Origin of the sequence: Mesorhizobium sp. M6A.T.Cr.TU.016.01.1.1 (assembly GCF_003952585.1) — a bacterium.
Taxonomy (GTDB): Bacteria; Pseudomonadota; Alphaproteobacteria; order Rhizobiales; family Rhizobiaceae; genus Mesorhizobium; species Mesorhizobium mediterraneum.
Genome location: NZ_CP034452.1, coordinates 3,079,144 through 3,102,535 on the forward strand (window position 1 = coordinate 3,079,144; position 23,392 = coordinate 3,102,535).

Consider the following 23,392-nt stretch of genomic DNA (forward strand, 5'->3'; position numbering starts at 1 on the left):
TCAAGGCCCTAACCCTTCGGCCTTGACCCTCCCGCCCTTACCCGATCCAGCCCGGCTGTGCAGATGAGCAAGAGCGAACGTCCCAATCAACTCTTCCGCAACCTTAACGCCAAGGTTGCCTCTATTCCGATGGTCCTCACCGCACTGGTGATCTTCGTCGGCGGCAGCGCGTGGACGGTGCTCTATTCCTTCACCAATTCGAAGCTGCTGCCGCGGCTGAACTTCGTCGGGCTCGATCAGTATTATCGACTGTGGTCGACGCCGCGTTGGCTGGTCTCGATTGAGAACCTCCTGGTCTACGGCGTGCTGTCGCTGGTGTTCTCTCTCGTGATCGGCTTCCTGCTGGCGGCGCTGCTCGACCAGAAGATCCGCTTCGAGGACACGTTCCGCACCATCTTCCTCTACCCCTTCGCGCTCTCCTTCATCGTCACCGGTCTTGTCTGGCAATGGCTGCTCAATCCGGAGTTCGGAATCCAGGGGGTGGTGCGCGGCCTCGGCTGGGAGAGCTTCAACTTCGATCCGCTCTACAATTCCGACATCGTCATCTACGGCATATTGATCGCCGCGCTCTGGCAAGGCACGGGGCTCATCATGTGCCTGATGCTGGCGGGCCTGCGCGGCATCGACGAGGATATCTGGAAGGCCGCGCGAGTGGATGGGATACCGACCTTGAAGACCTACCTCTTCATCATCATCCCGATGATGCGCCCGGTCTTCATCACCGCGCTGGTCATCATCGCTGCCGGTATTGTCAAGGTCTATGACCTGGTTGTCGCGCAGACCAGCGGCGGTCCCGGCATCGCCTCCGAAGTGCCGGCCAAATATGTCTATGACTACATGTTCTTCGCCCAGAACCTGGGCCAGGGCTTCGCCGCCTCGACCATGATGCTGCTGTCAGTGGTGATCGTCATCGTGCCGTGGGCCTATCTCGAATTCGGAGGCAAGAAGCGTGTCTGACCATGCCGTTTCCCTGCCTGCCGGCACGGGCTCTATCGGGCTTGAGGCATCCGGGCCGCGAGGGCCGAAGCCGCGGCATGTGTTCTCGCGCCGCAATATCTTCCTCTATGGCACGCTCATCGTGGTGGCGCTGTATTATCTCCTGCCGCTCTATGTGATGGTGGTGACGTCGCTCAAGGGCATGCCGGAGATACGCCTCGGCAACATCTTCTCACCGCCGCTCGAGATCACCTTTGAGCCTTGGGTGAAGGCCTGGTCCAGCGCCTGCACCGGCCTCAACTGCGACGGGCTGTCGCGCGGCTTCTGGAATTCGGTGCGCATCACCGTTCCGTCGGTCATCCTGTCGATCGCGATCGCTTCCGTGAACGGATATGCGCTTGCCAACTGGCGCTTCAAGGGAGCCGACACTTTCTTCGTCATCCTGATCGTCGGCGCCTTCATCCCCTATCAGGTGATGATCTATCCGATCGTCATCATCCTGCGCGAAGTGGGCCTCTACGGCAGCCTAAGCGGCCTGGTGATCGTCCATTCCATCTTCGGCATGCCGATCCTGACATTGTTGTTCCGCAACTATTTTTCTTCCATGCCGGAGGAATTGTTCCGGGCGGCGCGCGTCGATGGCGCCGGCTTCTGGGGCATCTATTTCCGTATCATGCTGCCGATGTCGCTGCCGATCTTCGTCGTCGCTATCATCCTGCAGGTGACTGGCATCTGGAACGACTTCCTGTTCGGTGTGGTCTACACCCGCCCCGACACCTATCCGATGACGGTGCAGCTCAACAACATCGTCAACTCGGTGCAAGGCGTGAAGGAATATAACGTCAACATGGCCGCCACCATCCTGACCGGCCTGGTACCGCTCGTCGTCTATTTCGTTTCCGGCAAGCTCTTCGTGCGTGGCATCGCCGCCGGCGCGGTGAAAGGATGATGATGACAAGAATGGAAAATCCCATTGGTTCAATCCAGAATCCCAGCGTCTCGATCCAGGACCTGTCGCTGAATTTCGGCGCGGTGTCGGTGCTGGAGACGCTCAACATCGATGTCGCCGAGGGCGAGTTCATCGTGCTGCTCGGGCCGTCCGGCTGCGGCAAGTCGACCTTGCTCAACTGCATCGCCGGCCTGCTCGACGTTTCGGACGGCCGCATCTTCATCAAGGGCAAGAACGTCACTTGGGAGGAACCCAAGGACCGTGGCATCGGCATGGTGTTCCAGTCCTATGCGCTCTATCCGCAGATGACGGTGGAGAAGAACCTGTCGTTCGGGCTGCGCGTCGCCGGCATCGCCAAGGACGAGATCGCCAAGCGCATCGCGCGGGCCGCAGAAATCCTGCAGATCGAGCCGCTGCTGCAACGCAAGCCGTCGGCGCTGTCGGGCGGCCAGCGCCAGCGTGTGGCCATCGGGCGGGCGCTGGTGCGCGACGTAGACGTTTTCCTGTTCGATGAGCCGCTTTCCAATCTCGATGCCAAGCTGCGCGCGGAGCTGCGTGTCGAAATCAAACTGCTGCACAGCAAGCTGCAGAACACCATGATCTATGTCACTCACGACCAGATCGAGGCGATGACGCTGGCCGACCGCATCGCGGTGATGAAGGGCGGCGTGATCCAGCAGCTCGACGCACCGCAGACCATCTACAATCGCCCGGTCAACCGTTTCGTCGCCGGCTTCCTCGGCTCGCCGGCGATGAATTTCCTCGACGGCCGGCTGGAGAAGGACGATGGCAGCTGGCACTTCGTCGTCGAGGATGTGCGGATCCCGCTTGCCACCTACGCTTTCGAAAAGGAGCCCGTGCCGGGGGCGGCCGTGTTCGGTATCCGGCCCGAGCATGTCGCGTTCAACAGCGGCACTGGATGGCCGTTCACAGCCACGTCAAATGTCATGGTCGTCGAGCCCATGGGTTCCGACACGCTGGTCTGGCTGAAGCTCGCAAATCAGAATTTCACGGTGCGGGTGACCTCTGAGCGCACGCCAAACAATGCCGACGCGGTGAGCATCGGTTTTGACCCGATGCGCGCTTCGCTGTTCGACGCTGCAACCGGCATCCGCCTGTAACTCCCCAAAACCTCATTCCCAGAATTTCACCTCAAGCACATCCATCCCCAGAGAACGGACAGAGACGATGAATTGGTCATTCCAACTTTACAGCGCCCGCAATTTCCAACCCTGGGAAGGGGTGCTCAAGATGCTGGGCGAGCTCGGCTACGCGCAAGTCGAAGGGTTCGGCGGCGTCTATGACGACCCCAAGGCATTTCGTGCCGAACTCGACAAGAACGGCCTCACCATGCCGACCGGTCATTTCTCGATGGATGCGCTCGAGAAGGATTTTGACGGTGTGCGCAACATCGCTGACGCGCTCGGCATCACACTGCTCATCTGCCCCTATTTGGTCGCCGAGAGCAGGCCGACCGACACGGCTGGCTGGCGCGGCTTCGGCGCACGCCTGGCCAAGGTCGGCGAGACGGCTGAGAAAGCCGGCTACGGCTTTGCCTGGCACAACCATGATTTCGAGTTCAAGAAGCTTGCCGACGGCTCGGTGCCGCAGGACCATATCCTGGCGGCAGCGCCCGATATCGGCTGGGAGATGGACGTGGCCTGGGTGGTGCGCGGCGGCGACGATCCGCTGCCCTGGATCGAGAAATATGGCAAACGCATCGCCGCCGTCCATGTCAAGGACATCGCCAAGCCCGGCGAGGGCCTCGATGAGGACGGCTGGTCGGATGTCGGCCATGGGACGATCGACTGGACCGGCCTGATCAAGGCGCTACGCGCCAAAAGCGCCGCCAAATACTACGTCATGGAACAGGACAATCCCAACGACGTCGAGCGCTTCGCCCGCCGCTCGATCGCAGCCGCCAAGACCTATTAGGAGCAACCAGCATGGCAAAAAAACTCGGGGTCGGCGTCATCGGCTGCGGCAACATCTCGAAGGCGTATTTCTCGTTTGCGCCGCTGTTTCGCGGCATCGAGATGCGCGCCTGCGCAGATATCAACATGGATGCGGCCAAGGCGCGGGCGAAGGAGTTCAAGCTGCGTGCCGAGACGGTCGAAGGGCTGCTCAAGGCCGGCGACATCGACATCATCGTCAACCTCACCGTTCCGGCCGTGCACTACGAGGTGTCGAAACAGATCCTCGAGGCCGGCAAGCACGTCTATTCTGAAAAGCCGTTCGTGCTGTCGGTCAAGGAAGGGCTCGACCTGAAGAAGCTGGCGGAGAGAGATGGACTGCGCATCGGCTCTGCGCCCGACACTTTCCTCGGCGGCGCGCATCAGCTTGTCCGCAACCTGATCGACACTGGCAAGCTCGGCAAGATCACCAGCGGCACATGCCATGTGATGAGCCATGGGATGGAGCATTGGCACCCCAATCCGGACTTCTTCTTCCAGCCTGGCGCTGGTCCGGTGCTCGATATCGGACCCTATTACATCACCAATTTGATCCAGCTGATCGGGCCGGTGAAGCAGGTGGCAGCCTTCGCTTCGATCCCGAAGACAGAGCGCACGATCTCGTCCAAGCCTCGCGCCGGCGAAAAAATCCTGGTCGCAACGCCGACGACGATCCACGGCGTGATGGAGTTCGAGAATGGCGCCGTGGTGACGCTCAACACCAGCTGGGACGTGTGGAGCCATGGCCATGCGCCGATGGAGCTCTACGGCGAGTTGGGCACGGTGTTCTTGCCGGATCCGAATTTCTTCGGCGGCGACGTTCGCGTCACCGACGCCGCCAAGCCGGTCAAGAAGCTGCCGAAATGGAAGCATCCGTTCGGCGTGCCCAACCAGATGCATTCGCATGGCATGATGGCCAACTACCGCACCGCCGGTCTCGCCGACATGGCACTGGCGATTGCGGAAGGCCGGCCGCATCGATGCTCGATGGAACTGGCGCTGCATGCCGTCGATGTGATGACCGGCATGTTGCGGTCGGGCGCGAGCGGAAAGTTCGTTGCCATGCAGACCACCTGCGAACGGCCTGCGGCACTGGGCGTCAAGGATGCGGAAGGGCTCTTGGCAAAGAAGAAAGGGCTCTTGGCGAAGAAGAAATAGGGTAGCGCTTCAGTGATTGCGACACGTGCTGTTTACCGTCGACCCCTCTCCCCTTAGAAACGGGGAGAGGCTAAGGGTGAGGGGCAGAGCCGACTCACCCTTTTTCGCGGTGGCAATTGCCGGGCTCGCTTTTGATTTGAGGATCTCCCATGCCCTATGTGCCCGCCGAAAACCGCTACGAGAAAATGATCTACAATCGCTGCGGGCGATCCGGCCTGAAATTGCCGGCGATCTCGCTCGGGCTCTGGCACAATTTCGGAAACGACACGCCGCATCGGACCAAGCAGGCGATCGCGCGCAAAGCCTTCGATCTCGGCATCACGCATTTTGACCTCGCCAATAATTACGGCCCGCCGCCCGGTTCGGCGGAGACGGCTTTTGGCGAAATCCTGCGGACGGATTTCTCCTCCTATCGCGACGAGCTGATCATCTCGACCAAGGCCGGCTATGAGATGTGGGCCGGACCCTACGGCGAATGGGGCGGGCGCAAATATGTGCTGGCCAGCCTCGACCAGAGCCTGAAGCGGATGGGGCTCGACTATGTCGACATCTTCTATTCGCACCGCTTCGACCCCGATACTCCGCTGGAAGAAACGATGGGTGCGCTCGATCACGCGGTGCGCTCGGGCAAGGCGCTTTATGCCGGCATCTCCTCCTACAATTCGCAGCGCACGCGCGAGGCCGCCGACATATTGAAGCAGCTCGGCACGCCTTGCGTCATCCATCAGCCGAGCTATTCGATGCTCAATCGCTGGGTCGAGGACGACGGTCTGCTCGATACGCTGGAGGGGCTCGGCGTCGGCTCGATCGTGTTCACGCCGCTGGCGCAAGGCATGCTGACCGACAAATATCTCGGCGGTATCCCGCAGGGCAGCCGCGCCAGCCAGGGCAAGTCGCTGAAGGCGGCCTTCATCAACGACAAGACCATCGCCAACATCAAGGCGCTGAACGCGATTGCCGGCCGACGCGGGCAGACGCTGGCGCAGATGGCGCTGGCCTGGGTGCTGCGCAAGGGCCGGGTGACCTCGGCGCTGATCGGCGCCAGCCGGCCGGAGCAGGTCGAGGACTGCGTCGGCGCGCTGAAGGTGCTCGACTTCAGCGATGCCGAGCTCGCCGAAATCGACATCTACGCACGCGAAGCCGACATCAATCTGTGGGCCGCCTCCGCCGAGCGCCAGGGTCCGCCACGCAAATGATCCACCACGGAAGTGATCCACTACGGAAGTGATTGGCAACGCATAGCCGAACAGGTACGGCGGGAATTGCTCCCGCCGTTTTTTTTTACTCGGGCCCGCCAATGTCTGCTTCGAAATTGGCCTGCCCGGAGTTGGCCGACTTCTGGACCATGCCGGCACAGAAACAGTAGCAAAAATGCCCGTTCGTCGCTATCTGGATAGAATTGAAGCCGCTTGCATGCGGAAATGACGTGCGAGCGGCGCGAACGGGTTGGATACAGAATCATGGCGGCAAGGGATGTGCTGACGAAAAACCAGTTGTGCGTGCTCGAGAAACTCGAGGCCGCCAGCGGTCCGCTCAGCGCCTATACATTGCTCGACCAGCTTCGCGAGCGGGGCTTCCGCGCACCGCTGCAGGTCTATCGCGCGCTCGACACGCTGGTGAAGTCCGGTTTCGTGCACCGGCTCGAAAGTCTCAATTCCTTTGTCGCCTGCGCCGAGCCGCACGATCACAGCCATTCGATGACCGCCTTTGCAATCTGCGACACTTGCGGGCAGGTGACCGAATTTTCCGACCATGATGTCGGACACCGGCTCGACGAATGGGTGCGCTCGACCGGCTTTGCCGCCAAGAAGGCGGTGATCGAGTTCCGCGGCACCTGTGCGAAATGCCTGGCCGAGGCGGCTTAGGGCTGGACTAACCTATTGATGCTGGCGGGACAGCACCCCCCTCTGTCCTGCCGGACATCTCCCCCTCAAGGGGGGAGATCGGCTGTCATTTCGGCCTTCGCCAATCGCCAGCGTTGCAGGATTGGATGCGGCGCTGCAGCTGCCAATCTCCCCCCTTGAGGGGGAGATGTCCGGCAGGACAGAGGGGGGCGCGAAGGATCGCGGCGTATCCAGTTGTTGGGCCGCTAATGCGCCTCTTCCCAATTGTTGGCGGCGCGGGCGTCGACATGCAGCGGCACCGACATCGAGACCGCCGGCATCGCGGCGTTCTCCATCACATGGCGCACGACGGGGATCGTCGCCTCGACCTCCGCTTCCACCGTCTCGAAGACCAGCTCGTCATGCACTTGCAGCAGCATGCGGGCGGAAAGCTTCGCCTTTTCCAGCGCGTCGTCCATACGTATCATGGCGCGGCGGATGATGTCGGCGGCGGTGCCCTGCAGGCGTGCGTTGATCGAGGCGCGCTCGTTGAAGGCACGGATTGAAGGGTTCGACGACCGTATCTCCGGATAATGGATGCGGCGGCCGAAGATCGTTTCGACGAAGCCGTGCTCGCGGGCATAGGCCTTGGTTGCGTCGATATAGTCGCGGATGCCGGGGAAGCGCTCGAAATATTTCTTGATGTAGGCGCCCGCCTCCTCGCGCGGGATCGAGAGCTGGTTGGCCAGGCCAAAGGCGGAAATTCCGTAGATGATGCCAAAATTGATCGCCTTGGCGCGGCGGCGTATTTCCGAGGGCATGCCCTCGACCGGCACGTTGAACATCTCCGACGCGGTGATGGCGTGGATGTCGGCGCCGTCGGCAAACGCCTGCTTGAGCTGCGGGATCTCGGCGACATGGGCGAGCACACGCAGCTCGATCTGGCTGTAGTCGGCGGAAACCAGCTTGTTGCCCTTGTCGGCGATGAAAGCCGTCCTGATCTTCCGCCCCTCGACCGTGCGTACCGGAATGTTCTGCAAATTGGGATCGGAGGACGACAGCCGGCCGGTCGTCGTCGCGGCAAGGGCGTAGGAGGTGTGGACGCGCTTCGTATCGGGATGGACGAAACCGGGCAGCGCATCGGTATAGGTCGATTTTAGTTTGGTCAGCTGGCGCCAGTCGACGATCTTGCGCGGCAGCTCGTGGCCTTCGGCGGCGAGGTCTTCCAGGAGCTGCGCCGAGGTCGACCACTGGCCGGTCTTGGTCTTGGAGCCGCCGGGCAGGCCCATCCTGCCGAACAAGATGTCGCCGAGCTGTTTCGGCGAGCCGATATTGATGCGCTCGCCGACGAGCTGGTAGATTTCATCCTCCAGCCGCGCGGCGCCCTGTGCCAGTTCGCCGGAGAGCCGCGACAGGATCTGCCGGTCGACGGAGATGCCGCGCTGCTCCATCCTTGCCAGCACCGGCACCAGCGGCCGTTCCAGCCGCTCGTAGACCGAGACGAGGCCCTTGGCGGCAAGCCGTGGTTTCAGCACCCGCCAGAGCCTGAGCGTCACATCGGCGTGCTCGGCGGCATAGGCCGTTGCCTTGTCGATATCGACCTGGTCGAAGCCGACGAAGCTCCTTCCCGAGCCGGCCAGTTCCTTGAGCGGAATGGTCGAGTGGCCGAGCCATTTTTCCGAGAGAGCCGCCATGCTGTGGCCGCCGGACGTGCCTGCATCAAGCACGTAGGAAATCAGCATGGTGTCGTCGAAGGGGGCGATATCGATGCCGTGGCGGCTCATGACGACGAGGTCGTATTTCAGCTCCTGAACGATCTTGAGAACCGACCTGTCCTCCAGCAGCGGCTTCAGAATGCCAAGCGCCTCACGGATCGGAATCTGGTTTTCGACCACTCCGCCGCCGAGCAGGTCGCCGTTGCCGCTTTTGTGGGCGAGCGGCACATAGGCGGCGCGACCGGGCGCGGTGGCCATGGAGAGGCCGATCAGCTCGGCCTGCATTGGGTCAGCTGAGGTGGTCTCGCTGTCGAAGGCGACGATGCCGGTCTCCATCGCCTCGGCCACCCACGCCTTCAGCGCTGCTGTGTCGCGGATGGTGACGTAGGCGCTGGTGTCGATCTTGCTGGCGGTGGCGTCCTCGAAGCGAAGCGCCGAGAGAAGCGAAGGGGTGTCGCCTTCCTTGGGTTCCACCTTGACGGTGGCCGGCACCGCTTCCCCGGCTTCGTCTGTCACTGCGCCTGCCGCGCTTTCGGCGGCTGCCGGCACTCCAAACCCGACATCGGGACCATGCGCGGTGTCGGCGCGCTCGATAATGACGGGAACGGCCTTGACATCAGCCGCATCCGTTCCGGTCGCTTCCGCCACGCGGCGGGTCAGCGAGGAGAATTCCATCGTCTTGAGGAAGCCGATCAGCTTTGGCCCGTCGGGCGGGTGCAACACGAAATCATCGAGCCCACCGATCCCCGGCACGTCGTTCTTCAGCGTCACCAGTTCACGCGAGATGCGCGCCTTGTCGGCATTGGCGATGATCGATTCGCGACGCTTGTCCTGCTTGATCTCGCCGGCGCGCGCCAGCAGCCCGTCGAGGTCGCCGAACTGCTCGAGCAATTGCGCCGCCGTCTTCGGCCCGATGCCGGGCACGCCCGGAACATTGTCGACCGAATCGCCGGTCAGCGCCTGCAGGTCGATCATCTTTTCGGGCGGCACGCCCCATTTCTCGACGACTTCGGGAATGCCGATCTGGCGGTCCTTCATCGGGTCGTACATGCCGACCGTTGCGCCGACCAGCTGCATCAGGTCCTTGTCGGAGGAGATGATGGTGGTGTCGGCGCCGGCTTCGCAGGCAAGCCGGCAATAGGTGGCGATCAGGTCGTCGGCCTCGAAGCCTTCCATCTCGATGCAAGGCAGGTTGAAGGCCCTGGTCGCCTGGCGGATCAGGCCGAATTGCGGGATCAAATCCTCCGGCGGCGCCGAGCGGTTGGCCTTGTATTCGGGGTAGAGATCGTTGCGGAAGGTTTTCGACGAATAGTCGAAGATGACGGCGAAATGCGTCGGCACCACGCCGACATCGGTGTTGCGGGCGTCCTGCGTCAGCTTCCACACCATGTTGCAGAAGCCGAGCACGGCACTGGTCGGCAGCCCGTCGGATTTGCGGGTCAGTGGCGGCAGTGCGTGATAGGCACGGAAGATGTAGCCGGAGCCGTCGACAAGGAAGAGATGATCGCCTTTTTTCATGGGACGAAGGGATAGCGCGGCGCAGCGCCGTGGTCCATGCCAAAGGCGGCCTCAACCACCGGTTCCCGCAACATCCCTGACAAGTCGATCGGATCACGGGTATGTTACAAAAGTGTAATCTTCGTGCCCTTGAATCGCCACGTTCGGAGACACAGATAAACGCCATCGGCATTTTTCGCCGAAGTCCGGAGCAAGGCCCGTCCCCCGCCTATCCCGGACACTTGCGGCAGCCTATCCCCCCTCTCCGGGCTGCCGCATCGTTTCGAGTAAAGGCCGCCGTGGTTCCCCCTCCACCACGGCGGCATTTTTTTTACCTTTCGACGCCCGTGGTCCAACGACCGCCGGCTTTTCGTTTCTGCCTCGCAGCTTTAGGGTTGCCGCTCAGAATCGAAAGGCTGATAAAATGTCCGCAGTTTCCCCCGTCCTAGACCGCCTCGACAAAAACCTCGACGAGAGCCTGGAGCGCCTGTTCGGCCTGCTCAGGATCAAGTCGATCTCCACCGATCCGGCCTACGCCGCCGACTGCCGCAAGGCGGCGGAATGGCTGGTGGCGGAACTCAAGCTGATCGGGTTCGATGCCAGCGTGCGTGACACGCCAGGCCACCCGATGGTGGTGGCGCATCATGACGGGCCGGCCGGCGCGCCGCATGTCCTGTTCTACGGCCATTACGACGTGCAGCCGGTCGACCCGATCGAGCTCTGGGAAAGCGATCCGTTCGCACCTTCGGTGAAGGAGATCGAGCCCGGCCATCAGGTGATCACGGGACGTGGCTCGGCCGACGACAAGGGGCAATTGATGACCTTCGTCGAGGCTTGCCGCGCCTGGAAGCAGGTGCATGGCGGGCTGCCATGCCGCATCACGATCCTGTTCGAGGGCGAGGAGGAGTCAGGCTCGCCCTCGCTGAAGCCGTTCCTCGAAGCAAACGCCGCCGAGCTCAAGGCCGACTTCGCGCTTGTCTGCGACACCGGCATGTGGGACCGCAATACGCCGTCGATCTGCGTCGCGCTGCGGGGGCTGGTCGGCGAGGAGATCACGGTGAAAGCCGCCGACCGCGACTTGCATTCCGGTCTCTATGGCGGTGCTGCCGCCAATCCAATTCGCGTCCTGGCCAGGATCCTGGCCGACATCCACGACAAGGACGGCCATGTCACCATTCCGGGGTTCTATGACGGTGTCGAGGAGACCCCTTCGCAGATCCTGAAGTCATGGGAGACGCTCGGCGAGACCGCCGAGACATTCCTTGGGCCTGTCGGACTGTCGATCCCGTCTGGCGAAAAGGGCCGCTCGGTGCTCGAGCTCACCTGGGCGCGACCGACGGCCGAGTTCAACGGCATTACCGGCGGCTATACCGGCAAGGGGTTCAAAACGGTGATCGCGGCGGAAGCCTCGGCAAAAGTGTCCTTCCGCCTCGTCCACAAGCAAGACCCGGAAAGGATCCGCGCCGCTTTTCAGGCCTTCGTCAGGGAGCGCATCCCGGCCGACTGCTCAGTCGATTTCCACCCGCATGGGGGCTCGCCGGCGATCCAGCTTTCCTACGACTCGCCGTTTCTCGCCAAGGCCAAGGACGCGCTGTCCGACGAATGGCCGAAGCCGGCGGTGACGACGGGAAGCGGCGGCTCGATCCCGGTGGTCGGCGATTTCCAGACCTATCTCGGCATCGAGTCCTTGCTGGTCGGTTTCGGGCTCGACGATGACCGCATCCATTCGCCGAACGAGAAGTACGAGATGAGTTCCTTCCACAAGGGACAACGCTCCTGGGCACGCATTCTCGATACGCTGACACGCTGACAGGGCAAGAATTCAACTTTCTGTTGATTTTTCATCGGATCGCGGCGAGGACGGCTAGAGCGACGTGCGTCCGGTTGGCGCACAAATCACCGCACGGGCTGCGACCGGAGAATACGATGAGCGATATCCGCTTCCATAAGAACGACCTGCCCGGGCTCTTGCACTACGACGTCGGGGCGGTCGCTATCGACACGGAGACGCTGGGGCTCAATCCGCATCGCGACCGGCTTTGCGTGGTGCAGATCTCGCCGGGCGACGGTTCCGCCGACGTCATCCAGATCGCGCCCGGCCAGAAAAAGGCGCCAAACCTCGTCAGCCTGCTCAGGAATCGCAGCATAACCAAGCTCTTTCATTTCGGCCGTTTCGATCTCGCCGTGCTCTACAATGCCTTCGGCGTCATGCCGGAGCCGGTGTTCTGCACCAAGATCGCCTCGCGGCTTACCCGAACCTACACCGACCGGCACGGGCTGAAGGACATCTGCTTTGAGCTTCTCGGCGTCAGCCTATCGAAGGCGCAGCAATCGTCGGACTGGGCGGCGGAGACGCTGTCTCCCGAACAACTCGAATACGCAGCCTCCGACGTGCTCTATCTGCACCAGCTGCGCGATGTGCTGACGGCCCGGTTGGCGCGCGACAACCGGACCAAGGAGGCCGAGGCCTGCTTCCGCTTCCTGCCGACGCGTGCGAAACTCGACCTGATGGGCTGGGATGAGGCAGACATCTTCGCCCACAGCTAAGGTGGAACCAGATGTTCGCCGCGACGTTCTGTCGGTCCACGGAGAGGATGAAATGGCTGCCCGGAAACCAATCGAAACGGCACCCAAGGATGGTTCCAAGGTCACCGTCTACTGGAAGGACAGCGACGGCGTGATGAACGAATCCATCGCGCAGTACCGGTCGCTCGACCGGCTGAAAGCGGCCGGCGGCGACTGGGACGAGAACGACACCGGCTGGTGGGCCTATACGGACGGTCATACGCAAAGGAAGATCGAGCCGATCAGCTGGCGGCCTGCATCTGGGGACGACGACGAATGACGCCGCTGGCGGGGCCGTCTCGTTTCCAATAGTTTGGGCCTGTTGCAATCGGGGGTCGATTCGGAGCTTTCTGCTCCACGACCGTTCGCTCAGGAGGGATCTGCAATGGGCACTGAGAGCCTGCTTGTCTTCATCGTCATCGGTGCGATCGCCGGCTGGCTCGCCGGCCTGATGGTCAAGGGTTTCGGCCTCGGCCTTGTCGGCAATATCGCCGTCGGCATTGTCGGTGCCTTTATCGCTGGCTGGCTCTTCCCAAGGCTGGGGTTCGCCATAGGCGGTGGCATATTTGCCTCCATCGTCCACGCCACGATCGGCGCGGTCATCCTGCTCGTGCTGATCAAACTGGTGAAGCAGGCCTGATCCTCGAAGCACATCAAGGGCGCGCCATGAAACAGAACATGCTCTATCTCATCATCGGCGCGCTCGTCGTCGTGGTCATCGCGCTCGGCGTCTATGTCTATCGCGAGCAAACCAGGCCGAAGGGCGTGGAACTCAAGATCGACGAGAAGGGTATTTCGATCCAGGAGAACTGAGCGTGTCGGGTGCTGCCGCGCAAGGGTGCCGATGACCTATCCCCATCCTGTCCATCGTTCTCGCCCTTCAGGCCAGGCTCTCAGGTGATATCCCGAATCGACTTCAAAGCCAGCGAGGCTGTACGAGCCGCGCTCTCGACCATCGGACGCACGGAAGACCTGCGCTTTTCGCCGGACAATCGATTGCTGGCAATTGCTGGATATACGCGAGAGCGCTGTCTGATCCTGCGGGTCGACGTCGAAGCGGCGCCGAGCGGCCCACGAGTCACCGTCCATGATTTCATGGAGCTGACGTCGGAAAGCATGGGCGAGGTCCATGGTCTCGATTTCATCGATGACCGAACCCTGGTGATTGCCAATCGTGATGGGCTGGTTGCGATATTTGCCCTGCCCTCGGGAGAGCCAGCCGGCCGCCAGTGCCACATTGTATCCATTCGCGAGATCAAGGGCGGGCTGTTTTGCAAGCTGAAAACACCAGGGTCGGTCGCGGCCAGGCATGAGTCGCGTGGCCGGGTCAGCCTCCTGGTCTGCAACAATTACAGAGACCGGGTCACGCGGCATGTCGTCGACCGGTGGGGCTACCGCGCGTGGAAGAACCAGGCGCTTCTGAAGCGCGGCCTGAACATACCCGATGGCATTGCGCTCAGTCATGATGGCCAATGGATCGCCGTCAGCAGCCACGGCACCAACGATGTGAAGCTCTACAACATGTCCGCGCGGCTGGGGCCGGATACCGAACCCGCCGGAATCCTGCAGAACGCCAATTACCCGCATGGCCTGCGTTTTACGGGCGATGACCGGCAGATCCTTGTCGCCGATGCAGGCAGCCCACTGCTTCACGTGTACGATCGCGACGCGGGCTGGAGCGGCAGCCGCACGCCCTCCCGCTCTGTTGCCGTCCTTGACGACGAGACTTTCGGGCGCGGCAGGGCCAGTGTCGAAGAAGGCGGCCCGAAGGGTCTCGACATCGATCGCTCGAACAGCGTTGTGGCGGTGACCTGCGAAGAGCAGACGCTGGCCTTCTTCTCGCTGACATCGATAACCGGTCGACCACCGAAGTGTGAGCCCAGTTAATGCAAGTCATTGGTTTTGTTGCCGCTATTGCCGACGAGACCAAAAATTGACGCCAAGGCAGGGCCGCTCCATCCTTCGATGCGCCCGGAGAGAAAAGCCAGGCCGAATATCGAATGAGAGTGACGTATCGACACATCCGCGGTATGATCTTGGCACAGGGAGTTTTGGGGCCAACCCACCTACTTTTAGGAGGTTGCCATGAGGCACCAAACACTGGACCAACTGCATACGGTGGCAAAGGTACACAGAGACCCAACACCTCCTGGAATGGACCGAACCCAGCGTCTCGAACGTTGGTCAAAACTTCTCGAACGGCAGCCCAATCGGCTCCTTACCGCACTTACCGGGACCGAATATCGTTCGTCGCCCGAGCGCGACGTAATGCGTGGCGAAGGCTCGCCAATATCGGTTGCCTTCGACGATCCGATTCTGCGCGATGAGGGGTTGAAAGACGACACTTATGGCGAAGCAAAGCGTTTCTTCGAACTGACCGACGATCAGCTCCACGAAATCGTCTGCTACTGCCATGTGGGCGAGACGATGCAATCATCCCGGGCAGCGCTTTGCGTTCGTGATGCGATCGACTAACGGATGATCCACCAAGGTGAATGACTTTGGTGACAAGTCATATGCAGATTCAATTGTTTAGAGCGCGATCGAATGTAAACCCACTTTACCGGTCGCGCTCTAATGACGGCATAAATTACGGCTACCTTGCTATGAGCGGTTCCCGCCGAACGACGGTGGCTGAGCAGTTGACGCCGAATGCGAGAAGGCGCCGCCGTCTCGCCAGGGATTCCGTTGTTGCAGACCGCCAGAAGCAAGAAACGCAGCGGTGACATGCATAACGCATTGAATTAACTTTGAACCATTTAACCCGCCCTTAAATCGCCGCATCTACTCTCCACCCCGGACGCCATGGAGCGACGTGCGACCGTTCGGACGCACAGAGTACGCTCTTGAAGCTTCGCATCGTGCTTTCCGAAAATCGATTCCGATTTCGGGCCGATGCGATAGGCATCGGGATAGACAGCACAGCGCATGGCGAACCGCAGAGACAGCCGCATCGAACCCAGCTTCGAGGGACCGCCACGGGCGAAATCCTCGGCCGGTTTTTCGGTGAGCGAGGAGGATCGCGTCGTGCCGAGCAACCGGAAGACCTCTGCAAAGCGCCAATCGGCCAAGACAAAATCGTCGCGTCGCGGACGCGGCAAAAGCCGGCGCGGTCTGTTCGGCGTGCTCGGCCGGTTGTTCTACTGGTGCTTCGTGCTGGCCATCTGGGGCGGGATCGCGACTGCCGGCATCGTCGTCTACTACGGTGCTAAAATGCCGGCGGCCACCACCTGGGCCATTCCCGACCGCGCGCCCAATATCAGGATCGTCTCCGTCGATGGAAAGCTGCTCGCCAATCGCGGCATGAGCGGCGGCGAAGCCGTCGGCCTGCATGAAATGTCGACCTATATTCCCGAGGCTGTCATCGCCATCGAAGATCGCCGCTTCTATTCGCATTTGGGCATCGATCCGATTGGTCTGTCCAGAGCCATGGTGGCCAACGTTGTCGGCGGGCGTTTTTCGCAGGGCGGCTCGACGCTGACCCAGCAATTGGCGAAGAACCTGTTCCTGACACCCGATCGCACGCTGGAACGCAAGGTGCAGGAAGTGCTTTTGGCGCTGTGGCTCGAGCACAAGCACACCAAGGACCAGATCCTCGAAATGTATCTCAACCGGGTCTATTTCGGCTCCGGCGCCTATGGTGTCGAAGCGGCCTCGCGCCGCTATTTCGGCAAGAGCGCGCGCGATGTCACGCTGCCCGAGGCCGCACTTCTCGCTGGCCTGTTGAAGGCGCCGTCGCGACTGTCTCCGGCGCGTGACCCGAAGGCGGCCGAGCAGCGCTCGCAGCTCGTTCTTGCCGCCATGCGCGACGAAGGCAAGATCAGCGCCAAGGAACTGACCACGGCGATGAGCGCACCAGCGACGCGGGTGGCATCCTACTGGACGGGCTCGGAAAACTATGTCGCCGACACAATCGTGGAAGAACTGCCCGACCTGATCGGCGATGTGCGCAGCGACATCATAGTCGACACCACCGTCGACCTCACGCTGCAGAAGCTCGCCGAACAATCGATCCGCCGGCTGATCGACGGGAGCGGCAAGAAGCTCAATGCCAGCCAGGGTGTGCTGGTGTCGATCGACAATTCCGGCGCGGTGCGTGCCATGGTCGGCGGCTATGATTATTCGACCAGCCAGTTCGACCGTGCCTCGGAGGCGCGCCGCCAGCCGGGCTCGGCGTTCAAGCCCTTTGTTTACATGGCGGCACTGGAGGCCGGCCGCACGCCCGACAGCGTGCGCAATGACGCGCCGATCAGAATAGGCAAATGGACGCCAACCAATTACGGCGGCAAGTATTTCGGCAAGGTGACGCTGGCGACGGCGCTGGCGAAGTCGCTGAACTCGGTGGCCGCCCAGCTGACCATGGAAGTCGGACCTGACGCCGTGGTCGAGGCGGCGCATCGCATGGGCATCCAGTCCGACCTCACGGCCAACACCTCGATCGCGCTCGGCACATCTGAAGTGACGCCGCTGGAATTGACGTCGGCCTATGTCCCCTTCGCCAATGGCGGCTACCGGCCGGAGGTCCATTTCATCCGCCGCGTGACGACAACCGGCGGCAAGGTGCTCTACGACAACAATGGCGGCGGCGCCCCGCGCGTCGTCAAGCCCGAGATCGTCGGTATGATGAACTCGATGATGACCGGCACGGTCGAAATCGGCACTGCCAGGAAGGCGGCCTTTGCCTGGCCGGCAGCCGGCAAGACCGGCACCAGCCAGAATTCGCGCGATGCCTGGTTCATCGGCTATACCGCCAATCTCACCACCGGCGTCTGGTTCGGCAATGACGATGGCAGCCCGATGAAGAAGGTCACCGGCGGCGCGCTGCCGGCGCAGGCCTGGCATGAGTTCATGGTCGCTGCGCATGAAGGCGTGCCGGTGCGGCCGCTGCCTGGAACTTGGCGGTCGACGCCTGCGGATACGATCGTGCAGGACGAAATACCGTCCAACACGGCGCAACCGGCGCCGGTGCCGTCCGCTTCGGTTGGCCAATCCGCGCCGTCCGCCCAAAAAGCGTCATCGCCTCGCGCTGTGCGTCCCGCCGAAACGATCGATGGCGGCGGCTTCGGCATCCCGGGCGGTGACAGCGCCACCGCATCGATCAAGCGCCCGGTGCCGCCGGGCGATGTCGGCGGCCCGGTCAAGAAGCGGCAGACCTCGATCCTCGACATCCTCACCGGCGGCTGACCCCTCGTCATCGCTGCCGTGTTCCGCTACATCTCCGGGTTAAAAGTGCTAGAGCGTACTTTGTGCGTCCAAAGGGACGCACGTCGCCCTAGAGAGATCGCGAATGGCCGAAACCGACACCAGAAAGACAATCGTGCTGACCGGCGCCAGCCGCGGCATCGGCCATGCCACGGTCAAGCGCTTTTCGCGCGAAGGCTGGCGCGTCATCACCTGCTCGCGCCAGGCCTTTGCCGAGGACTGCCCGTGGCCGGCCGGTCCGGAAGACCACATCAAGGTCGATCTCGCCGACCAGGAGGATGTCGGCATCGCGATCTCGGAAATCCGCCATCGGCTGGAGGCGCATGGCGGCCAGCTTCATGCGTTGGTCAACAATGCCGGCATCTCGCCGAAGCTCAAGGACGGCAACAGCCGCATGAATTCGATCGACACGCCGATGCATGTCTGGCGCGACGTATTCCAGGTCAATTTCTTCGCGCCGATCATGCTGGCGCGAGGATTGTTTAGGGAATTGGCATCGGCCAAAGGCTCGATCGTCAACGTCACCTCGATCGCCGGCACCCGCGTGCATCCCTTCGCCGGCACCGCCTATGCGACGTCGAAGGCCGCGCTCGGCTCGCTGACGCGCGAAATGGCGCATGATTTCGGCCCGCACGGCATCCGCGTCAACGCCATTGCACCCGGCGAGATCGACACGGCGATCCTGTCGCCGGGCACCGAAAAGATCGTCGAGACGATTCCGCTGCGGCGGCTGGGCACCACGGCAGAAGTCGCCGACATCATCTTCTTCCTGTGCTCGCAGCAGGCTTCCTATGTGACGGGCTCGGAAATCCACATCAATGGCGGCCAGCACGTGTGAGACTTGAGGCTAAGGACTGCTCATCCGGTTATGGTGAGAACAGCCTTGCCGCTAATGCTGCGCCGTCGCAGTGCGTCCAGGGTTTGGGCGATGTCTGTCCACTGCACGGTCAAGGCCACGCGGGTTTCTAGCCGGCCAGCCGCGACCAGAGCGAGCAGCGAGGCGATGTCCGCGCCAATGCCCGGGCCAGAGGCGTAGTAGGCGAAAGTCTGAAGCCTCGCCCCCTCGTGACCCGGAACGAACTGACGGAATCCAACTGATGTGAGTTCGCCGCTGCTCGAACCGAACATGACGATGATCCCGCCAGGTGTGACACGTTCGATCGCGTGTGCGAGGCTTTCACCGCCGACTGACTCAGTGATCAGCGAAAACGGCCCCTCAGCCAATTCGATCGACTCGACAACTTGCTCGGCTCCAAGGCCGCGGAGATCGTCAGCATGCCGGGCGGCGGCGATCGCGGTCACAGACGCGCCCTGCTGACGGGCGATCTGGATCTGGAAACGACCGACCGCGCCGCTTGCGCCGGTGATTAGGATCTGCTGGCCGGCCAGGTCGCCGCCATGGCGCAAAGTCCTTAGCGCCGTCGTGCCCGCGACCGGAAGCGTGGCTGCGGAAACGAAGCTGACTCCATCCGGCAGGACGGCGAGACGATCGGTTGAAACGGCAACACGTTCGGCCCAGCCGGCCTGGTCGACCAAAGCCGCAACCCGGTTGCCCACGGCTGGCCCGGAGCCATCGGCTGCTGCCCGTTCGACAACCCCAACGATGTCCTGGCCGGGTATCCAGCCGTTCGGACGTATGGTGAGCAGGCGCAGCTCGCCGCGGTTCAACGAGGTTGCGTGGACCGAGACAAGCGCCTCGTTCGCGAGGGGCTGAGGTTCCTCGGACTCGGCGAACCTCAGCCCGGTGGCGCTGTCGGGAGACGTGACTAGGGCGAGCATGGGGATCGTACCTTCTTACTGGTTTGTGGACGCCAGCTTCCTCCTGGAAAGCACGGCAAGCTGGCCCACTCAGAATACTCATCGAGATCGCAAGTCATGCCGGCGATGGGCGCGCGCGCAGCGTCAACGCGATCAACTGCTGCCTGCCATATTTTTGACCGGGGGGCGCAAACCGAAGCCTATCGACTTTCCCGGTTAAAGAATTTAGCTATCATGGCGTTTAATCGCTAAAAGCCGTCAATCATGAGACAGCCTCTTCGCTGGCCCTGGCCCGATCTCGATGTGGATGATGTGCTCGCGCCGGCGATTGCGGTGCGCGTTGACGTCACCGAAACCAGAGCGGAGGTGCCCGTCCATCGGCACCGCAAAGGCCAACTCGTCTTCGCGCTCGGAGGCGGCGTCACGTGCCACGTTCCAAGCGGCCTATGGATGGTCCCGCCTCATTGCGGGGTCTGGATTCCCGGCGACATGGAGCACAGCAATGTTGCGACGGCCAACGCCCTGATTTTTTTCGTGTACGTTGAGCCGGAAGCCGCCGATCTGCCGGACCGGTGCTGCACCCTTTCGATCTCGCCGCTGCTCCGCGAACTGATCATCGAGCTGTCCGATGGCGTGCAGGAAGACCGCGCGAGGGATGAGCTTTTGACCAAGACCCTGCTTACCGAACTGCCGCGTATGCCTGTCCAGCGGCTGCATCTGCCGATTTCATCCGAGCCACGCTTGAGGAGGATCGCCGAAGCGTTGGCGCAAGACCCTGCCGATCGTAGCACATTGGCGGAATGGGCCAACCGCGTCGCGCTCAGCGAGAGCAGTCTCGCTCGCCTCGTGGTTAAGGAGACAGGGCTGAGCTTCGGGCGCTGGCGCCAGCAATTGCACTTGATCGTCGCAATTCGAGAACTGGCCTCCGGTGCCAGCGTCCAGCAGGTCTCGGGTGATCTCGGCTATGGTTCCGTCACGGCCTTCATCACCATGTTCAAGAAGGCGCTTGGGAAGCCGCCGGCAAAATACCTCGGCAGTATCACTCAAAATGGTGGCTCTGCATTCGTGGCGTGATCAACTCGCTGCGGGCGGACGGTTCAGATCGACTGTGCGATCTTCCGCCGGCCATCGGCCGGTGGCGACCAGTACGCATGATCGTGCAGGATCGACTCAGGCAGCGGACGGCTCAGCCGCCTCTGGCTTGCGGCCAAGCACCACTTCGACGATACCACGGGCGATCTCGCGCTCGCCCATGATCACCGTGTCGGCACCGAGCCCTTTGAGATGCTCGACCTCGGCATCGGAGTGGGCGCGGGCGATGACGTTGATCTTCGGGTTGGCGGCGCGTGCGCGCAGCACGATCTGTCCCGCCTCGAAGGCATTGGGGATGGCGAGGATCAGCCGCTTCGCGCCCTCGGGATTGGCAGCGGCGAACACCTCGTTGTTCGCGGCGTTGCCGGACACGGTTTCGATGCCGTCGTCCCTGAGCTTCGCCAGCGTCTTGTCGGCATCCTCGATGACGAGGAAGGGCAGGGCGGCCTCCTTCAATGATGCGCCGACGAGGCTGCCGACGCGGCCATAGCCGACCAGGATTGAATGGCCGGTAAGCGCTGTCCTGGGCGGCGGCCCGTCCTCTTTCACCGGTGCCGCAACCGAAGCCAACTGGCCTGGCTCCGTCGCGGGGCCAATCGGCTTTGCCTCGTCGAGCGGCGCCGTCTTGCCGGCGCGCCTTTCCAGCCACGGTTTCATCCAGTCGATGGCAAGGAACATCAGCGGGTTGAGAACGATCGACAGGATAGCGCCGGCGAGGATGAGGTCGCGTCCTTGTTCGGGCAGCAGCTTCAGCCCGACGCCAAGCTCGGCCAGGATGAACGAGAATTCGCCGATCTGGGCAAGGCTTGCCGAAATCATCAGCGCGGTCGGTATCGGATAGCGGAAGGCGACGACGATGACGAAGGCCGCCAGCGATTTGCCGATGACGATGATGGCCAGTGTCGCCAGGACCGGCCAGCCATTGCTGATCAGGCTGAACGGGTCGAACAGCATGCCGACCGAAACGAAGAACAGCACGGAAAAAGCGTCGCGCAGCGGCAGCGATTCCTCGGCCGCCCGATGGCTGAGTTCGGATTCGCTCATGATCATCCCAGCAAAGAAAGCGCCCAGCGCCAGCGACACGCCGAATAGCTTGGCCGCGCCAAAGGCGACGCCGAGCGCGATGGCAAGCACCGCCAGCCGGAACAATTCACGCGACCCGGTATGGGCGACGTAGTGCAGGATCCAGGGGATGACCCGGCGGCCGACCACCAGCATAACGACGACAAAGGCCGCGACCTTGGCCAGCGTGACGCCAACGACGCCCCAGATGCCGTAGCTGGCCGGCAGCGACAGCAGGCTGCTATGGGCCTCCACTTGCTGCTGGCCGCCCAGCACGCCAGCCAACGCCGGCAAGAGCACCAGCGCCAGCACCATCGCCAGGTCCTCGACAATCAGCCAGCCGACGGCGATGCGGCCGCGCTCCGTCTCGATCAGCCGCCGTTCCTGCAAGGCACGCAACAGCACCACCGTCGAGGCGACCGACAAAGCCAGGCCGAATACCAGTCCGGCGCCGATCGACCAGCCGAGCAGCCAGGCAAGACCGGCGCCAAGCGCTGTCGCGAAGCCGATCTGCACGATGGCGCCGGGCACGGCGATGGCGCGGACCGACAACAAATCCTTCAACGAGAAATGCAGGCCGACGCCGAACATCAACAGGATCACGCCGATTTCGGCGAGTTCATTGGCGAGGCCGGCATCGGCGACGAAGCCCGGCGTGTTCGGCCCGACCAGAACGCCGGCGATGAGGTAACCGACCAGCGGTGGGATGCGGAAGCGATTGGCGATTGCGCCGAAGACGAAAGCCAGCCCCAGACCGGCGACGATGGTGGCGATAAGGGGCGTGTCATGCGGCATGGTCTATGGAGCGCCTTTCAAAAATCACGATGTCGGATATGCGCCGCCAAAAAAAGCCGCCGCTTTGGCAATATGGGGGCTCGGGCGGCCGCGAGGCAACCCATAATGCCATGAAATCGATGACAAGAATGGCAGAAGGCAAGCCGCCTCGAGGCTGGCAATGGTTGCTGCAAAAAGGAGAAGGCTTGCGCGGCTGATGCCTGCGATCAGGCCGCCTGCAGCAGGTTCTCGATGTCGACGATGGTGTGGTTGGTCAGCGTCTTCGGAATTTCCACTGTGATCTTCTCGGCAACTTCCTTGTGCAGTTTTCGGCGCATGTCGCCCAGCACCTGCGGCGGTGCGATCAGCACCATTTCCTTGAAGGCGCCGCGGTGCGCAAGCTTGTACAGCCGCTCGGCAATTTCGTCGGCGAAACGCTCCTTGCCGAGGCGATGCCAGTCAGTGTCCTCGACTGCGCTGCGGTGGACGGAAGGGCCGTCGCTGTAGCGGCCGGGGCGGTCCGAACCCTGCTCTCGCGTCGCCGGATTTGCCTGCTCCATCTCCTGCACGACCTGGAGGTCGGGATATTGGGTGTCGCCACGGTTCTCGAGGAACAGCGCCTTCTCGCCGTCGGCCACCACGATCCACAGTCCGCGTTTCAGCTTGAGGTTGTTCACGGAGCGCTCCTTTTTCCTGTTTTTCATGGTTTCTAGGCCCTTCTCTGGAGCCATTGCCGCAGCTGAACAGCCAGGCTCGGATTCGCAGGGCAAACGCGCGTCGAGGCAGGAATGTTCCGATGACGACAACAACAGCGAGCGAGCAAGCCGACCAACGAGGATGACGGTGTTCTGCGCGTGTCGGCTTTAATCTACTAGATTGGTAGAATTTAGAAAAAATTGTTTTGCGATA

General features: G+C 62.2%; 22 protein-coding genes and 1 pseudogene. 18 read left to right on the plus strand and 5 right to left on the minus strand.

Annotated elements, in window-relative coordinates; all coding sequences use genetic code 11:
- The first annotated feature begins 63 nt into the window (after positions 1 to 63).
- The 7 genes from EJ075_RS14865 to EJ075_RS14895 all read left to right on the plus strand — a co-directional run bounded on the left by EJ075_RS14865 (position 64) and on the right by EJ075_RS14895 (position 6,860).
- Complete coding sequence (locus tag EJ075_RS14865) at positions 64 to 957, plus strand: sugar ABC transporter permease (protein ID WP_126104857.1); 894 nt, start codon at positions 64 to 66, stop codon at positions 955 to 957.
- Positions 950 to 1,885, plus strand: coding sequence for a carbohydrate ABC transporter permease (locus EJ075_RS14870; protein ID WP_126104858.1), 936 nt, complete (start codon positions 950 to 952; stop codon positions 1,883 to 1,885). The genes EJ075_RS14865 and EJ075_RS14870 overlap by 8 nt, the downstream gene beginning before the upstream one ends.
- A gap of 11 nt (positions 1,886 to 1,896) precedes the next feature.
- A complete protein-coding gene (locus EJ075_RS14875) occupies positions 1,897 to 3,006 on the plus strand; it encodes an ABC transporter ATP-binding protein (protein ID WP_126104859.1) in 1,110 nt (369 codons plus the stop codon).
- 67 nt (positions 3,007 to 3,073) lie between these two features.
- Positions 3,074 to 3,820, plus strand: a complete 747-nt coding sequence (locus EJ075_RS14880) for a sugar phosphate isomerase/epimerase (protein ID WP_126104860.1) — start codon at positions 3,074 to 3,076, stop codon at positions 3,818 to 3,820.
- Between the two features lie 11 nt (positions 3,821 to 3,831).
- Positions 3,832 to 4,995, plus strand: coding sequence for a Gfo/Idh/MocA family oxidoreductase (locus EJ075_RS14885; RefSeq protein WP_126104861.1), 1,164 nt, complete (start codon positions 3,832 to 3,834; stop codon positions 4,993 to 4,995).
- Positions 4,996 to 5,144: 149 nt separating this feature from the next.
- Entirely contained in the window at positions 5,145 to 6,191 is a 1,047-nt protein-coding gene (mgrA, locus tag EJ075_RS14890) for an L-glyceraldehyde 3-phosphate reductase (RefSeq protein WP_126104862.1), read from the plus strand.
- 264 nt (positions 6,192 to 6,455) lie between these two features.
- On the plus strand, positions 6,456 to 6,860 hold the full coding sequence (locus tag EJ075_RS14895; protein WP_023675234.1) for a Fur family transcriptional regulator: 405 nt from the start codon (positions 6,456 to 6,458) through the stop codon (positions 6,858 to 6,860).
- 31 nt (positions 6,861 to 6,891) lie between these two features.
- Here the strand turns inward: EJ075_RS14895 and EJ075_RS34125 are convergent.
- A pseudogene (locus tag EJ075_RS34125) lies at positions 6,892 to 7,052 on the minus strand (precorrin-3B synthase); the annotation flags it as partial.
- Positions 7,053 to 7,084: 32 nt separating this feature from the next.
- A complete protein-coding gene (gene polA, locus EJ075_RS14900) occupies positions 7,085 to 10,051 on the minus strand; it encodes a DNA polymerase I (protein WP_126104863.1) in 2,967 nt (988 codons plus the stop codon).
- Between the two features lie 403 nt (positions 10,052 to 10,454).
- Between polA and EJ075_RS14905 the strand changes: the two genes are divergently transcribed.
- The 9 genes from EJ075_RS14905 (at position 10,455) to EJ075_RS14945 (ending at position 18,635) form a co-directional block, all read left to right on the plus strand.
- Positions 10,455 to 11,840, plus strand: coding sequence for a M20/M25/M40 family metallo-hydrolase (locus EJ075_RS14905; RefSeq protein WP_126104864.1), 1,386 nt, complete (start codon positions 10,455 to 10,457; stop codon positions 11,838 to 11,840).
- Positions 11,841 to 11,956: 116 nt separating this feature from the next.
- Positions 11,957 to 12,577 (plus strand): ribonuclease D, encoded by a 621-nt coding sequence (locus EJ075_RS14910; protein WP_126104865.1) that lies wholly within the window; start codon positions 11,957 to 11,959, stop codon positions 12,575 to 12,577.
- 52 nt (positions 12,578 to 12,629) lie between these two features.
- Positions 12,630 to 12,875 carry a hypothetical protein gene (locus tag EJ075_RS14915; protein ID WP_126104866.1) on the plus strand — a complete coding sequence of 82 codons (246 nt, stop codon included), beginning with the start codon at positions 12,630 to 12,632 and terminating at the stop codon, positions 12,873 to 12,875.
- A gap of 105 nt (positions 12,876 to 12,980) precedes the next feature.
- Positions 12,981 to 13,235 (plus strand): GlsB/YeaQ/YmgE family stress response membrane protein, encoded by a 255-nt coding sequence (locus tag EJ075_RS14920; protein WP_126104867.1) that lies wholly within the window; start codon positions 12,981 to 12,983, stop codon positions 13,233 to 13,235.
- 26 nt (positions 13,236 to 13,261) lie between these two features.
- The gene (locus tag EJ075_RS14925) at positions 13,262 to 13,408 is read left to right on the plus strand and encodes a hypothetical protein (protein ID WP_126104868.1); all 147 of its coding nucleotides are present in this window, start codon (positions 13,262 to 13,264) and stop codon (positions 13,406 to 13,408) included.
- Positions 13,409 to 13,417: 9 nt separating this feature from the next.
- The gene (locus EJ075_RS14930; protein ID WP_245458156.1) at positions 13,418 to 14,482 is read left to right on the plus strand and encodes a hypothetical protein; all 1,065 of its coding nucleotides are present in this window, start codon (positions 13,418 to 13,420) and stop codon (positions 14,480 to 14,482) included.
- Positions 14,483 to 14,680: 198 nt separating this feature from the next.
- The gene (locus EJ075_RS14935) at positions 14,681 to 15,070 is read left to right on the plus strand and encodes a hypothetical protein (RefSeq protein ID WP_095488347.1); all 390 of its coding nucleotides are present in this window, start codon (positions 14,681 to 14,683) and stop codon (positions 15,068 to 15,070) included.
- Between the two features lie 453 nt (positions 15,071 to 15,523).
- The gene (locus EJ075_RS14940; RefSeq protein WP_095488348.1) at positions 15,524 to 17,779 is read left to right on the plus strand and encodes a transglycosylase domain-containing protein; all 2,256 of its coding nucleotides are present in this window, start codon (positions 15,524 to 15,526) and stop codon (positions 17,777 to 17,779) included.
- A 103-nt stretch (positions 17,780 to 17,882) separates the two neighbouring features.
- Positions 17,883 to 18,635: an SDR family oxidoreductase gene (locus tag EJ075_RS14945; protein ID WP_027153080.1), complete on the plus strand. Its 753-nt coding sequence runs from the start codon at positions 17,883 to 17,885 to the stop codon at positions 18,633 to 18,635.
- Positions 18,636 to 18,655: 20 nt separating this feature from the next.
- Here the strand turns inward: EJ075_RS14945 and EJ075_RS14950 are convergent, their stop codons facing one another.
- The gene (locus EJ075_RS14950; RefSeq protein WP_095488350.1) at positions 18,656 to 19,576 is read right to left on the minus strand and encodes a zinc-binding dehydrogenase; all 921 of its coding nucleotides are present in this window, start codon (positions 19,574 to 19,576) and stop codon (positions 18,656 to 18,658) included.
- A 243-nt stretch (positions 19,577 to 19,819) separates the two neighbouring features.
- Between EJ075_RS14950 and EJ075_RS14955 the strand changes: the two genes are divergently transcribed.
- Complete coding sequence (locus EJ075_RS14955; RefSeq protein ID WP_126104869.1) at positions 19,820 to 20,629, plus strand: helix-turn-helix transcriptional regulator; 810 nt, start codon at positions 19,820 to 19,822, stop codon at positions 20,627 to 20,629.
- 96 nt (positions 20,630 to 20,725) lie between these two features.
- On the opposite strand, the gene ybaL is transcribed toward EJ075_RS14955, so the two are convergent.
- On the minus strand, positions 20,726 to 22,504 hold the full coding sequence (gene ybaL / locus EJ075_RS14960; RefSeq protein WP_126104870.1) for a YbaL family putative K(+) efflux transporter: 1,779 nt from the start codon (positions 22,502 to 22,504) through the stop codon (positions 20,726 to 20,728).
- Positions 22,505 to 22,509: 5 nt separating this feature from the next.
- Between ybaL and EJ075_RS14965 the strand changes: the two genes are divergently transcribed.
- Positions 22,510 to 22,701 carry a hypothetical protein gene (locus tag EJ075_RS14965; protein ID WP_126104871.1) on the plus strand — a complete coding sequence of 64 codons (192 nt, stop codon included), beginning with the start codon at positions 22,510 to 22,512 and terminating at the stop codon, positions 22,699 to 22,701.
- Positions 22,702 to 22,710: 9 nt separating this feature from the next.
- On the opposite strand, the gene EJ075_RS14970 is transcribed toward EJ075_RS14965, so the two are convergent.
- The gene (locus tag EJ075_RS14970; protein WP_095488474.1) at positions 22,711 to 23,160 is read right to left on the minus strand and encodes a host attachment family protein; all 450 of its coding nucleotides are present in this window, start codon (positions 23,158 to 23,160) and stop codon (positions 22,711 to 22,713) included.
- Between the last annotated feature and the right edge of the window lie 232 nt (positions 23,161 to 23,392).

Coding starts and splice junctions, on each gene's coding strand:
- EJ075_RS14895 (WP_023675234.1), top strand. CDS start 6,456: ATGGCGGCAAGGGATGTGCTGACGAAAAACCAGTTGTGCGTGCTCGAG.
- EJ075_RS14865 (WP_126104857.1), top strand. CDS start 64: ATGAGCAAGAGCGAACGTCCCAATCAACTCTTCCGCAACCTTAACGCC.
- EJ075_RS14885 (WP_126104861.1), top strand. CDS start 3,832: ATGGCAAAAAAACTCGGGGTCGGCGTCATCGGCTGCGGCAACATCTCG.
- EJ075_RS14955 (WP_126104869.1), top strand. CDS start 19,820: ATGAGACAGCCTCTTCGCTGGCCCTGGCCCGATCTCGATGTGGATGAT.
- EJ075_RS14945 (WP_027153080.1), top strand. CDS start 17,883: ATGGCCGAAACCGACACCAGAAAGACAATCGTGCTGACCGGCGCCAGC.
- EJ075_RS14925 (WP_126104868.1), top strand. CDS start 13,262: ATGAAACAGAACATGCTCTATCTCATCATCGGCGCGCTCGTCGTCGTG.
- ybaL (WP_126104870.1), bottom strand. CDS start 22,504: ATGCCGCATGACACGCCCCTTATCGCCACCATCGTCGCCGGTCTGGGG.
- EJ075_RS14880 (WP_126104860.1), top strand. CDS start 3,074: ATGAATTGGTCATTCCAACTTTACAGCGCCCGCAATTTCCAACCCTGG.
- EJ075_RS14875 (WP_126104859.1), top strand. CDS start 1,897: ATGGAAAATCCCATTGGTTCAATCCAGAATCCCAGCGTCTCGATCCAG.
- mgrA (WP_126104862.1), top strand. CDS start 5,145: ATGCCCTATGTGCCCGCCGAAAACCGCTACGAGAAAATGATCTACAAT.
- EJ075_RS14915 (WP_126104866.1), top strand. CDS start 12,630: ATGGCTGCCCGGAAACCAATCGAAACGGCACCCAAGGATGGTTCCAAG.
- EJ075_RS14920 (WP_126104867.1), top strand. CDS start 12,981: ATGGGCACTGAGAGCCTGCTTGTCTTCATCGTCATCGGTGCGATCGCC.
- EJ075_RS14935 (WP_095488347.1), top strand. CDS start 14,681: ATGAGGCACCAAACACTGGACCAACTGCATACGGTGGCAAAGGTACAC.
- EJ075_RS14950 (WP_095488350.1), bottom strand. CDS start 19,576: ATGCTCGCCCTAGTCACGTCTCCCGACAGCGCCACCGGGCTGAGGTTC.
- EJ075_RS14965 (WP_126104871.1), top strand. CDS start 22,510: ATGGAGCGCCTTTCAAAAATCACGATGTCGGATATGCGCCGCCAAAAA.
- EJ075_RS14905 (WP_126104864.1), top strand. CDS start 10,455: ATGTCCGCAGTTTCCCCCGTCCTAGACCGCCTCGACAAAAACCTCGAC.
- polA (WP_126104863.1), bottom strand. CDS start 10,051: ATGAAAAAAGGCGATCATCTCTTCCTTGTCGACGGCTCCGGCTACATC.
- EJ075_RS14910 (WP_126104865.1), top strand. CDS start 11,957: ATGAGCGATATCCGCTTCCATAAGAACGACCTGCCCGGGCTCTTGCAC.
- EJ075_RS14940 (WP_095488348.1), top strand. CDS start 15,524: ATGGCGAACCGCAGAGACAGCCGCATCGAACCCAGCTTCGAGGGACCG.